The sequence below is a fragment of the Lysinibacillus phoenicis genome (genome assembly GCF_047238325.1).
Classification (GTDB): domain Bacteria; phylum Bacillota; class Bacilli; order Bacillales_A; family Planococcaceae; genus Lysinibacillus; species Lysinibacillus irui.
Map to the genome: position 1 here is coordinate 1 of NZ_JBDFMP010000003.1, position 13,057 is coordinate 13,057.

General features: G+C 39.4%; 12 protein-coding genes and 1 riboswitch. Of the genes, 11 read left to right on the forward strand and 1 reads right to left on the reverse strand.

Translation table 11 applies throughout. From position 1 onward, the window contains the following. The 6 genes from ABC382_RS24610 to ABC382_RS24635 all read left to right on the forward strand — a co-directional run. Positions 1-856: dihydrolipoamide acetyltransferase family protein (locus tag ABC382_RS24610; RefSeq protein ID WP_412928338.1), on the forward strand; the 856-nt coding region annotated here is incomplete at its 5' end. Between the two features lie 120 nt (positions 857-976). Then, positions 977-2,680: a methylmalonyl-CoA mutase family protein gene (locus ABC382_RS24615; protein WP_412926517.1), complete on the forward strand. Its 1,704-nt coding sequence runs from the start codon at positions 977-979 to the stop codon at positions 2,678-2,680. Next, positions 2,677-4,830 (forward strand): methylmalonyl-CoA mutase, encoded by a 2,154-nt coding sequence (gene scpA / locus ABC382_RS24620; protein WP_274793606.1) that lies wholly within the window; start codon positions 2,677-2,679, stop codon positions 4,828-4,830. Before ABC382_RS24615 ends, scpA begins: the two co-directional genes overlap by 4 nt. Beyond that, the gene (gene meaB, locus ABC382_RS24625) at positions 4,830-5,927 is read left to right on the forward strand and encodes a methylmalonyl Co-A mutase-associated GTPase MeaB (RefSeq protein WP_274793605.1); all 1,098 of its coding nucleotides are present in this window, start codon (positions 4,830-4,832) and stop codon (positions 5,925-5,927) included. The genes scpA and meaB overlap by 1 nt, the downstream gene beginning before the upstream one ends. 161 nt (positions 5,928-6,088) lie before the next feature. Further along, entirely contained in the window at positions 6,089-6,529 is a 441-nt protein-coding gene (locus tag ABC382_RS24630; RefSeq protein WP_274793604.1) for a BrxA/BrxB family bacilliredoxin, read from the forward strand. A 151-nt stretch (positions 6,530-6,680) separates the two neighbouring features. After that, positions 6,681-7,691 carry an aromatic acid exporter family protein gene (locus ABC382_RS24635; RefSeq protein WP_274793603.1) on the forward strand — a complete coding sequence of 337 codons (1,011 nt, stop codon included), beginning with the start codon at positions 6,681-6,683 and terminating at the stop codon, positions 7,689-7,691. A 21-nt stretch (positions 7,692-7,712) separates the two neighbouring features. Here ABC382_RS24635 and prli42 read toward each other — a convergent pair whose 3' ends face one another. Next, complete coding sequence (prli42, locus tag ABC382_RS24640) at positions 7,713-7,808, reverse strand: stressosome-associated protein Prli42 (protein ID WP_155273190.1); 96 nt, start codon at positions 7,806-7,808, stop codon at positions 7,713-7,715. A gap of 125 nt (positions 7,809-7,933) precedes the next feature. On the opposite strand from prli42, the gene mce reads away from it, so the two are divergent. From mce to ABC382_RS24665, 5 genes are all read left to right on the forward strand, one after another. Further along, the gene (mce, locus tag ABC382_RS24645; RefSeq protein WP_107949440.1) at positions 7,934-8,347 is read left to right on the forward strand and encodes a methylmalonyl-CoA epimerase; all 414 of its coding nucleotides are present in this window, start codon (positions 7,934-7,936) and stop codon (positions 8,345-8,347) included. 5 nt (positions 8,348-8,352) lie between these two features. Next, complete coding sequence (locus ABC382_RS24650; protein WP_274793602.1) at positions 8,353-9,900, forward strand: acyl-CoA carboxylase subunit beta; 1,548 nt, start codon at positions 8,353-8,355, stop codon at positions 9,898-9,900. A gap of 101 nt (positions 9,901-10,001) precedes the next feature. Then, positions 10,002-10,955, forward strand: a complete 954-nt coding sequence (locus tag ABC382_RS24655; protein ID WP_274793601.1) for a coiled-coil domain-containing protein — start codon at positions 10,002-10,004, stop codon at positions 10,953-10,955. A gap of 136 nt (positions 10,956-11,091) precedes the next feature. Continuing rightward, on the forward strand, positions 11,092-12,207 hold the full coding sequence (locus tag ABC382_RS24660) for a M20/M25/M40 family metallo-hydrolase (protein WP_412928339.1): 1,116 nt from the start codon (positions 11,092-11,094) through the stop codon (positions 12,205-12,207). 25 nt (positions 12,208-12,232) lie between these two features. After that, entirely contained in the window at positions 12,233-12,721 is a 489-nt protein-coding gene (locus ABC382_RS24665) for a chemotaxis protein CheW (RefSeq protein ID WP_274793599.1), read from the forward strand. Positions 12,722-12,858: 137 nt separating this feature from the next. After that, positions 12,859-12,950: riboswitch (cyclic di-GMP riboswitch) on the forward strand. The last annotated feature ends 107 nt before the right edge of the window (positions 12,951-13,057 follow it).

The window sequence follows — 13,057 nt, forward strand, 5'->3', positions numbered from 1 at the left end:
TCTGCTTAAGCTCATTGAAACTGGCAATATTCCAACAGCAAATGATGTCGTGCCAGCACCATCAGCTGTTCAAACAACATCAGATGCTACTGTAGCACCAGCTCAGCAGCAACAAGCAGAAAAACCAGCAGCACCAGCACAACCTGTTCACCCAGGAGATATTGAAATTCCAGTGACGAAAGTGCGCCGTGCCATTGCAAATAATATGGTAAGAAGCGTTCATGAAGCGCCACATGCTTGGATGATGATGGAAGTGGATGTAACAGATTTAGTAGCTTACCGTGATAGCTTAAAGAATGAATTTAAGCAAAAAGAAGGCTTTAATCTTACATATTTCGCCTTCTTTGTAAAAGCAGTTGCTCAAGCCTTGAAGGAGTTCCCAATGTTGAATTCGATGTGGGCAGAAGATAAAATTATCCAAAAGCATGACATCAATATCTCGATTGCGGTAGCGACAGATGATGCCTTATTTGTCCCTGTTATAAAACACGCTGATGAGAAATCCATTAAAGGAATTGCTAAAGAAATCCATGAGCTTGCAATAAAAGTTCGTACAGGAAAATTGGCAATGGATGACATCACAGGTGGTACATTTACAGTTAATAATACGGGAGCATTTGGCTCAGTTCAATCAATGGGTATTATCAATTACCCACAAGCAGCAATTTTACAAGTGGAAAGTATTGTAAAGAAACCAGTTGTTTTACCAGGTGGAATGTTTGCTGCTCGTGATATTGTGAATTTATGTTTATCATTAGATCATCGAGTACTTGATGGACTTGTATGTGGCAAATTCCTAAATAGAGTAAAAGAAATACTCGAAAATACGAATAAATCTTCAACGTCAGTCTACTGATGACTCGTCGGAAACCTGCTGTATAAAGGTTTCCGATTTTTTTTATGCTTTTCGAGTCGCTATTTGTCATGTAGAATAACAAATAGAAACTACTAAGGGGGGAAGCTGATTAGCGTCCGCATGTCAAACAACATGAAAAATATTGAATTTGAAATACCAGCCTATTCAGACTGGCAAGATGCAGCAATCAAAGCTTTAAAAGGGAAACCATTTGAGTCACTATTTACGAAAACAAATGAAGGTGTTACACTACAGCCACTTTACACACAAGAAAGCTTAGTAGCAAAGCTTGGCGAAGAGCTTGATTTACAAGTTGCCACAATCCGTTCACAACAAAATAATCAAGTTTTTCAGGTGGCACAGCAAATTCATGCTGATACAAGTGAAGCTTTTTTTGCTCAACTTGAAGATAGTTTAGCACGAGGCAATGAAATTATTACGATTGATAGCCGTGTGAATTTTGTTTGGACAGAAGAAGTATTGGTCAAATTAGCATCATATTTCTCTGAATATTCATTTAAAATTACTATTCAAAATTCAAAAGACCCATTATTAGCAGTATTCGATCATATAGTAGAGGATCAACGAGAGGCAGTTAAAGGATTCATTGTTTCGAAAGATCCTATTTCTTTAGGTGCTTTTCCGAGCGTGCGCTCAGTCAGTGCAGATACAACTGTTTATCATAATGAAGGTGCCAATGCAGTACAAGAATTAGCCTATGCACTTGCATTAGCAGCAAAATTTGCCGAGCAGGAAGATAGCTTTGAAGCCTTTTCGAAGAAGTTTTTTGTCTCGTTTGCTATTGATACACAATTCTTTACGGAGATTGCAAAACTTCGTGCTTTTAAAGTACTTTGGAAAGCGTTCTCATCTGCTTATGGTGTGTCAAACAATGTAAAAATCCCAACAGTTGCCGAGACATCGTTAAGAAGCTTTTCTAAATTAGATGTTTATGTCAATTTATTGCGTTCTTCAAATGAAGCGCTTTCGGGATTAATCGGTGGTGCCGACCTCTTTACTGTTCATCCACATGATGTATTAACGAATCCTACAGAGCAATCTATTCGTATTGCCCGTAATGTATCATTAATTTTAAAAGAAGAAACAAATGTCCTGAAAGTAACTGATCCTGCAGGCGGTTCTTATTTCATTGAGTCGTTAACAGCGGACTTTGTGAAAGAAGCATGGGCATTATTTTTAGAAATTGAGGCAGCCGGTGGAATTGATGAATACACAGCATCTGGTAAGCTGGCAGAGGAAATAGAAAAATCCTATCGAACTCGTATAAATGCTGCAGAAACACGCAAGCAATCATTAATTGGAACAAACATTTATGCTAATCCAGCCGATGCCCTTGAACAGGAAACAAATCCATTATTTGCTGACATTAAGCGTATCGCCATTCCATTTGAAAATCTGCGTGGAAAAATGACAGCAGCCCATGTCCAAACAGGCATTCTAGCAATAGGTACATTAAAAAGCGCTAAGCCACGTGCCGATTTTGTAGCTGGTTTCTTAAATACGGTTGGCCTAGTTCCCGAAAAAAGCGAGCCAGTAACAACTGTTGAAGAGGCAGTAGCATGGCTAAAGGCAACAGAGGCTAAATATGTGGTGATTGCAGGTAATGATGAAGATACAAAAGAGCTTGTACCAGCCATTTTAGCTAATAAACCAGCAGATGTGATAGTAGATGTTGCTGGTAAATTTAAAGACGAAGAAGAAGTATGGTTAGCAAATGGCTTAAACGGCTTTATTTTCGCAGGACAGAACATCATTGAAAAATTACAGTCTGTGTTCGCGAGCATGAAGGAGGTCCAACGATGAGCAAGCCAAATTTTAATGCAGTAGAAATAGAAAAAGTTTTAACAACTGAAGCACCTCAAGCGTCTGAAGACAAATTTATGACGAATGAAGGAATTGAAATTAAAGATATCTATACAAAAGAAGATATTAAGGAAGCTAAACATTTAAACGACGTAGCTGGTATTGCACCTAATACACGTGGTCCATACCCTACCATGTATGTAGCTCGTCCGTGGACAGTTCGACAATATGCAGGTTTTTCAACTGCTGAAGAATCTAATGCCTTTTACAAACGAAACTTGGCAATGGGGCAAAAAGGGCTTTCTGTAGCATTCGACTTAGCAACACACCGAGGCTATGACTCAGATCATCCACGTGTAACGGGGGATGTAGGGAAAGCTGGTGTAGCTATCGATTCTGTTGAGGATATGAAAATCCTTTTCGATCAAATACCGTTAGACCAAATGTCCGTTTCTATGACAATGAATGGAGCAGTATTACCAGTTCTTGCATTCTATATTGTAGCAGCGGAAGAGCAAGGGGTAACTCCAGAGAAATTAGCAGGTACGATTCAAAACGATATTTTAAAAGAATACATGGTGCGTAATACATATATTTACCCACCAGCTATGTCGATGAAAATTATTGCAGATATTTTTGAATATACAGCAAAGTATATGCCTAAATTTAACTCTATTTCGATTTCTGGTTACCATATTCAAGAAGCAGGCGCAACAAATGACATTGAGCTTGCGTATACATTAGCAGATGGCTTGGAATATGTACGTACAGGGTTAAAAGCAGGGATTGATATTGATGCATTTGCGCCTCGACTATCGTTCTTCTGGGCAATTGGCATGAACTATTACATGGAAGTTGCTAAAATGCGCGCAGCACGTCGTATTTGGGCACAGATGATGTCAACGTTTAATCCAAAAAATCCAAAAACATTAGCATTGCGAACACATTCACAAACATCTGGTTGGTCTTTAACCGAGCAAGATCCATTTAATAATGTTGCACGTACGCTAATCGAAGCGAATGCTTCTGCGATGGGGCATACACAATCTCTTCATACGAACGCACTAGATGAAGCAATTGCCCTTCCAACCGATTTCTCTGCCCGTATCGCTCGTAATACTCAGCTATTTTTACAAGAAGAAACAGCGATGACGAAAGTGATTGATCCGTGGGGTGGTTCATACTACGTCGAGAAATTAACAGACGAAATCACAAAATCCGCTTGGGCACTAATCGAAGAAATTGAAGCCCTTGGCGGAATGGCCAAAGCAATAGAAACTGGACTTCCAAAAATGAAAGTCGAGGAAGCCGCGGCTAAACGTCAGGCGAAAATCGACTCTAAAACGGAAACCATTGTCGGGGTAAATAAATATCGTTTAGCAAAAGAAGAGCCAATTGATATTCTCGATATCGATAATACAATTGTACGCCAAAAGCAAATTGAACGTTTAGAAGCAATGAAGGCAGCTCGAGATGAAGCGGAAGTGCAAAAACATTTAGCTCGTTTAACGAAAGCTGCTCAAGATGGGGAAGAAAACTTACTTGCTGTAGCAGTGGATGCAGCGCGTGCACGTGCCTCTTTAGGTGAAATTTCTGATGCCATCGAAGCGGTTTCTGGACGTCATAAGGCCGTAATTCGCTCTATTTCTGGTGTTTACTCTGCAAACTTCTCTGATGAGGAGCAAATTGCAGAAGTAAAACAAATGACAGAAGAATTCCTTGAAAATGAAGGTCGTCGTCCACGTATTTTAGTAGCCAAAATGGGACAAGATGGACATGACCGTGGTGCTAAAGTTGTTGCAACAGGCTATGCTGATTTAGGCTTTGATGTGGATATTTCACCATTATTTATGACACCAGCTGAGGCAGCTCAAATGGCTGTTGAAAATGATGTTCATGTCATTGGGGTATCATCTCTAGCAGCAGGTCATAAAACATTGGTCCCTGAATTGGTTGCAGAGCTTGAAAAATTAGGACGCGGAGATATTATCATTATCGTTGGCGGTGTTATTCCAGCGCAAGATTATGAATTCCTTTATAATGCCGGCGCAGTAGCTATTTTTGGACCAGGTACAGTAATTCCTGTATCCGCACAAAAAATTATAGAAGAAATCTACAAACGTTTAGGCTATGAGGAAGTGTCTGAATAATGGACAAAAATAAAGAAATGGAAGACAGTGCGCTATTTGTCATGGACGGAGTCGAGGCAACTCACGACGGTATGCAATATGGTACACCGAAAAAATTCCGAAAGAAAAAGGCCGACAATTTGAATATACGAGAGCTTGCACAACAGGTACGTGCGGGCTCTCGCACCCATTTGTCAAAAGCCATTACCCTCATAGAAAGCTCTAATGCAACCCATAAAGTGCAAGCACAAGAGCTATTACAGGAGCTGCTCCCGCATACAGGGAATAGTATTCGAATAGGCATTACAGGTGTTCCAGGAGCAGGGAAGAGTTCCTTCATTGAAGCTTTCGGAACAATGCTTTGTGAAATGGGGAAACGAGTTGCTGTCCTTGCGATTGATCCAAGCTCTTCATTATCCGGAGGAAGTATTCTTGGGGATAAAACGCGCATGGAGGAGCTCGTCAAGAAGCCTACTGCATTTGTCCGTCCATCCCCATCAGCAGGTACCCTAGGGGGTGTTCATAAAAAGACACGTGAAACAATGTTAGTTTGTGAAGCGGCTGGCTATGATGTGATCTTAATTGAGACCGTTGGTGTTGGGCAAAGTGAAACCTATGTCCGTGGGATGGTTGATTTCTTCCTATTACTCGTTTTAACAGGGGCTGGCGATGAGCTGCAAGGCATGAAAAAAGGAATCATGGAATTAGCGGATGCTATTATCGTGCATAAAGCGGATGGTGATAATGTTCGTTTAGCCAAAAAAACAGTTGCAGAGTATAAGCAAATTTTACATTTTTTACAGCCTGCCACACCTGGTTGGATGTCAACATCGATGCCAGTGAGTTCACTAGAAAAACGGGGACTTGATAAGGTTTGGGCGACAATTGAACAATTCAAACAAATTGTGGAAGACAATCAATATTGGGCTACTCGACGTCAAAATCAAACAAAAGAGTGGTTCCAAACTATGATTACTGATCATCTAATTGATTTATTTTATGGGAATCCACAGCGAAAAGCCCATGTACAGCTGCTTGAACGCCAAATTTTAAGCGGACAATTGACAGTCACACAGGGTGTTGATCGTTTATTTAGCGAAGAGCAGGAAGACAAGTAAACTAGTCATATTGAAATCTTAGTAAAATCAAGTGATTTGTGTTGAGCAAGAAGGTGCACAAATTCTTTGCAAACTGCTATGATAAGAGATGTATGAGCGTCAAATACCAACTATATAAAATAAAGCTAAAATGACGCCGACTTGAAAGGAGCTATCGCTATATGAATATGGATTACGATTTATTTATGCAGGAAATTTTAAAAACAGCACGTGCTGAAATTGAGGCAGCTGGTTACGAACAACTTAAAACACCAGAAGCTGTTGAAGAGGCGTTTGCTCGCCCAGGTACTACATTAGTTATGGTTAACTCAGTATGTGGTTGTGCGGGTGGTATTGCTCGTCCAGCAGCTGCACAATGCGTACATTACGATAAACGCCCAGATCATTTAGTAACAGTATTTGCAGGGCAAGATAAAGAAGCTACTGCAGCAGCACGTTATCATTTCGGGGAAGATCACTTACCTTCTTCACCATCATTCGTGCTTTTAAAGGATGGACAAGTAGTAGCCGAAGTTGGTCGCTATGAAATCGAAGGGCATGACCCAATGTCAGTTGTAACAAATTTACAAGCTAACTTTGAAGAATACTGTGACGAACTGTAATTCTATTCTTGTATAAGAAAAATCATTAAATGTAAGTAGAATAGCCACATAGATAACTTTATCTATGTAGGCTACCTACTTATCTCCATATATAGTGAGTTCCGTTATTATTAAAATTTTTGTAATATTGGCTAAATGATTAGCTATATGAGTGAAGAGTACTAAAGGATGGGAGGCAGTCGGCCTGAAGAAGTTTTCAATCGGCTATCGAACGTTAAAAACAGCAATCGGTGCAGCAATTGCAATTGCCATTGCTCAATATTTTGATTTAGCCTCGTATGCATCTGCTGGTATTCTAACCATATTATGTGTGCAGCCTACGAAAAAGAAATCCATTTATGCAGCATATACACGATTGGTCTCAAGTATTATTGCGATGATTTTTGCTTTTGTGAGCTTTGAGCTTTTTGCTTATCATCCACTTACATTAGCGGGTATGTTAATACTGTTTATACCAACCATCGTGTCGTTAAAAGTTGCAGACGGATTTATTTCCAGTGTCGTCATTATTATGCATATATACGCTGCTGAAGGTTTTTCGCTGGCACTTGTTTATAATGAATTAGCATTAATGGCTATCGGTTATGGAACGGGAATTGCCATTAATATGTATATGCCAGACATTCAAAAGGAATTAAATTACTATAGAGTTAAAATTGAGGAGCTTTATAGTAAGATTTTTATAGAAATTGCAAGCTATTTACGACAAGGAGATATGCTGTGGGATGGGCATGAAATCATAGAAGCGATAAAAACATTAGATGATGCCAAGTCTTTAGCATTTAAAGATGTTGAAAATCATTTTATGAGACGAAAAAATGATTACTACAAGTATTTTGATATGCGTGAGCGGCAGTTAGAAATTATTGAAAGAGTACTTCCAAAAATTACAACATTACCTGTTATAGTACAAGAGGCTGAAATTGTGGCAGATTTTTTACAAGACCTTGGTGAGCATGTTCACTCTGGAAATACAGCGCGACATTATCGAGAAAAGTTAGAGCAGGTTAAACATGATTTTTCACAGTTACCTTTACCACAAAATCATGAGCAATTTATCGCCCAGGCAGCCCTCTATCAGTTTATAGAGGAAATGGACAGGTATTTAGAAATAAAGCAATCATTTAAGGGTTTAAAGGTCAAAAAAGAGCGCCCACAGTAGTGTGGACGCTTGTGACTTGCCTTAAACTAGCATAGATAATCCGAATGCTAGAGATGAGATTAGCATAATCGCTATCATGCTATAAACAACAATTTTTTGAAACTTTTTATTACTCATATGCTCGTTCGCTCCTTCTTTTCTTATAAATAGTTTAGCAAATCTGAAAAATTTCTCAAGTAGTAGAGTTTTGACAAAAAAGTCTGTAAAATAGAGTATGTACCATAACAGAAGGAGATGTCACCATGGAGAAAGTAGACCATATTGGGATTGCGGTGCGCGATCTTGATGAACGCATTACATATTATACAGAAACTTTAGGTTTAAAGTTGTTGAAAGTAGAAGAAGTAGAATCTCAACAGGTTCGTGTGGCATTTATCGACGCAGGCAACGTAAAAATAGAGCTATTAGAACCAATGAGTGAAAAGAGCGCCATTCATGGATTTATTGAGAAACGTGGAGAAGGCATTCATCATGTGGCCTTCGGAGTGACAGGAATTCGTGAGCGTATGGCAGAGCTTCGGGAGAAAGGTGTACGTCTATTATCCGACGAGCCAGGGCCAGGTGCTGGTGGTGCAGAGGTTGCGTTCATGCATCCGAAATCTTCATTCGGTGTGTTATATGAATTATGTGATAAAAGTGGAAAAGGGGATAAGTGATCAATATGGATATGTTCGACAAAATCAATGATTTATATGATCGTAAGACGGTAATTGAACTTGGTGGTGGCTATGAGCGCATCGACAAACAGCACGAAAAAGGAAAATTAACAGCTCGTGAACGTATTGAATTATTGCTAGATGATGGCACATTTTTTGAAATCAATCCATTTATTACGCATCGTACAGTAGATTTCGGGATGGACAAAATGGAAGGTCCTGGTGATGGTGTTGTAACCGGTTTCGGAAAAATCAATGGCCGTCCTGTATACTTATTCTCTCAAGATTTCACAGTGTTTGGTGGAGCTCTTGGTGAAATGCATGCGAAAAAAATGGCGACGGTAATGGACCTAGCTGCGAAAAATGGTACACCATTTATCGGCATCAATGATTCAGGTGGCGCACGTATCCAAGAGGGTGTTCTTTCTCTTGATGGTTATGGTCACATTTTCTACCGTAATGCGATTTATTCAGGGGTGATTCCGCAAATCTCTGTTATTATGGGACCATGTGCTGGTGGAGCGGTATATTCTCCGGCTATTACTGACTTTATCCTAATGGTTGATAAAACATCTCAAATGTTCATTACAGGACCTAAAGTAATCGAAACCGTAACGGGTGAGAAAATCTCCGCTGAAGATTTAGGTGGTTCAAAAGTCAATAATGCAGTAAGTGGAAACGCTCATTTCCGCGCACCATCTGAAGAAGAAGCAATTGATCAAATTAAGAAACTATTAAGCTATTTACCACAAAATAATAAAGAAAAGGCACCACGTCAAGCACGTCCTGAAGGGGATGACTACCGTCCAGAAATCGTGGATACAGTGCCAATTGAAACAACGCGACCATATGATGTACGAAGAGTTGTAGAACAAGTAGTGGATGAAGATTCGTTCATGGAGGTTCACGCAGAGTTTGCAAAAAACGTAGTTGTTGGTTTTGCACGTATTGCTGGTGAATCAGTTGGACTTGTTTGTAACCAACCAAAAGTACTTGCAGGTGGATTAGATATTGATTCTTCTGATAAAGCGGCTCGTTTCATTCGCACGTGTGATGCTTACAATATTCCAATCATCACATTTGAAGACGTATCTGGCTTCTTCCCAGGTGTTAAACAAGAGCATGGCGGTATTATTCGTCATGGTGCGAAAATCCTTTATGCTTATTCAGAAGCGACAGTACCAAAAATTACAGTTATTTTACGTAAAGCTTATGGAGGCGCTTACGTTGCCTTAAACTCTAAATCTATTGGTGCAGACCTGGTATTTGCTTGGCCAAATGCTGAAATTGCTGTTATGGGTGCAGCAGGTGCCGCGAACATTATTTTTGCACGTGAAATAGCGAAATCGGATGACCCAGAAGCGACACGTGCTGCCAAAATTGAAGAATATAAAGAAAAATTTGCAAACCCTTATGTTGCAGCTTCACGTGGAATGGTAGACGATGTTATCGATCCTCGAGATACTCGTATTAAGCTAATTCAAGGACTAGATATGCTAGCAAACAAACACGAAACTCGTCCAGAGAAAAAACACGGTAACATTCCACTATAAAAAAACAAGCCTAGTAGCGTGATAGTTACTAGGTTTTTCTTTTTTTAAATGAAACATTTTTCCTTGTCATCCGTACTGATAGATAAGAGGAGTTGAGATGAATGGAATGGCAGCAATTACAAACAGAGCAAGAAAAGATTCATGCACAACTAAGAAAAGCATCCAGATTAAAGGAGCAAAGTCAGTTACTGAATAGCCAAATTGAACTTACACAACAGGAAATAGACCAACATACAGCAGCACTCAATCAAATTCGATCCAAACTGGATAAATTAGATAGTTTCTCGTTTATGAATATGATTCGTACGTGGACTGGACAACAAGATGAGCTTCGTGCAGAAAAAATTGATAAAGCAGCGGTACTTGAATTAAAGATGAATGAAGCAAAAAAAATGCAAGTTGACTTAACTGAAGATAACATTCAAGTAAAGCATAAACTAACGCAAATAGATGAAGTGGCCTTACAACAAGCACTGAAACAGGTACTTTCAAAAAAGAACAAGTACTTACAGCTTCATGATCCAGCACAAGCAGCTAGACTAGAGCATTTAGCAAATGAAGAAATGTTAACCAAACAACTGATAACAGAAATCCAAGAAGCTGAGGAAGCAGGAGAAGTAGCCTTAACAAAGCTAGGGCAAGCGGCAGCTTCATTACATTCTGCCAGCGGATACTCCACTTGGGATACTTTTTTTGGCGGTGGACTCATTGCCACTCACTTAAAGCACGATGCACTCGATCAATCGGAGAACTACTTACACAGTGCTCAAATTGCCTTGCAACGTTTTCATAATGAATTATTGGATGTTCATGAGATGTCAACAAAATCACTCCATGTGGAGACAGATGGTTTCGTTAAATTTGCTGACTACTTCTTTGATGATATTTTTTCAGCCTGGTCTGTCCATTCTAAAATTTCAACTGCAAGGGAACAGGTATCACGTGTGCAAGATGATGTACATAATACAATTTGGCGCTTACGGGATAAACATAACAAAGCAGTGAGCTATCTACAAACGATAATAGAAGAAAAAGAGGCTATTTTAAATGTCTAAGGAAAGTCTGAGGATTTTTTTCTCGGACTTTTAGTCTGTCGGATTGTTCAAGTGATTTCAACTCTTCTGACGTTGTGCTAAAATAATACGTATACTATAACGTGGAAGAACACGTAAACTAAGGGAGTTTTACAACATGACAAGTCGTTTAGTAGAAGAGTTTTTTGAGCTCGTTCAAATTGATTCAGAAACAAAGCATGAACAAGTAATTGCACCAATTCTTGTAGATAAATTAACTGCACTTGGATTTACAGTCATCCAAGATGATGCACATACGCGTAATGGACATGGAGCAGGCAATATTATCGCCACTTTAAAAGGTACTCTAGATGTGGAGCCAATCTATTTTACTTCTCATATGGATACAGTTGTTCCAGGGAAAGGCATTCAACCATCCCTGCGTGATGATGGTTATATCGTATCCGATGGTACGACAATTTTAGGTGCTGATGATAAGGCAGGCCTAGCAGCACTCTTTGAGATGGTCAAGCGATTAAAAGAGCAAGATATAGAGCACGGAGATATAGAATTCATTATTACCGCTGGTGAAGAGAGCGGTCTTGCTGGTGCTAAAGAGTTAGATCCATCTAACATTAAAGCAAAGTATGGCTTTGCGGTGGATAGTGATGGCAAAGTAGGTGGGATTGTAACAGCCGCACCATTCCAAGCGAAAATTTTTGCAAAGATTATTGGCAAAACGGCACATGCTGGGGTTGCTCCTGAAAAAGGTATTTCCGCTATTACAGTAGCATCTAAGTGTATTGCTCAAATGAAGCTTGGGCGTTTAGATGAGGAAACGACAGCTAATATTGGACGCTTCGAAGGTGGCCAAGCAACGAATATCGTATGTGATGAAGTGACGATTCTAGCTGAAGCACGTTCCATTGATCAAGCTAAATTAGATGCCCAAACAAAGCATATGCAGGAAACATTTGAACAAGTTTCCGCTTCATTAGGCGCACGTGCAGAAGTGGAAGTGAAGCTTATGTATCCTGGATTCCGTGTAACAGAAACAGATAAAGTTGTGCAGGTTGCTATGGAAGCTGTTCGCAATATTGACCGTACACCAACATTAGGTATTTCTGGTGGAGGATTGGATGCGAATGTGATCGCAGGATTTGGTATTCCTACAGTGAATTTATCTGTCGGATACGAGGATATTCATACAACAAATGAAAAAATACCAGTCGAAGAATTAGAAAAATTAGCAGATTTACTCGTTGAAATCGTCAAGGAATCTGCAAAAAAATAACAGTCGAATAGAAGGATGTGAACGCATGGAAAGTGTCAAAGCAGTCGTTTTTGCTTGTGGGACAGAGGAATATGCGGTACCTGTAGAGCAAGCGATATCAATTGAAAAATTAGAGCATGTAACACCTATTCCTCATTTACCGAACTATCTTCTAGGCTTTACAAGAATTCGAGGTGAGCTTGTACCCGTTCTCGATTTTGAACGAATACTATACAACCGCTCCTCCAATACAGCAACTGCTCGTATTATTGTGATGAATACGGACGTTGTCAATTATGGATTACTTGTTACAGAGGCTCGTGAAATTCTTGATTTTGATGATTCCATACTGCAACAATTGGGTCTTGTCAATTATAGTAAAACGCGCTACTTTACAGCTGTAGCTAATCTAGAAAATCGTATGATAACATATGTTGATCCAAAAATACTGGTTAATTCATTAGAGGGCATTCGGGAAATTATCGATTATTTACACAAAATGCTTGAAAATGAAAAGGAAAACGTAGAGGCTTAAGTACTCTACGTTTTTTTATATTTGACTAGTAAATTTAACCTGTATTTTATCGTTTTTACCTGATCATACATGTGACAATTATGCATTATACCTACAGACAAACCGTTGCTAGCCGCGTATGATAATGAGTAAGAAAAAACTGAAAAAGGCAAACTTCACCGAAAGGGAAGGACGCAAAGCCATGAGTCTAAACACTATTTTTTCAGTGCATGATTGTCAGGTTGCCAGGTTCTGTTCTAGGAGCCGTGGCGAGTAGAATGGAGTTAGTTTGTATGAAGAGACAATTAAAGTTGTGGACAGCACTAATCGTCATCATGATTAGTTCATTAGCTTTAT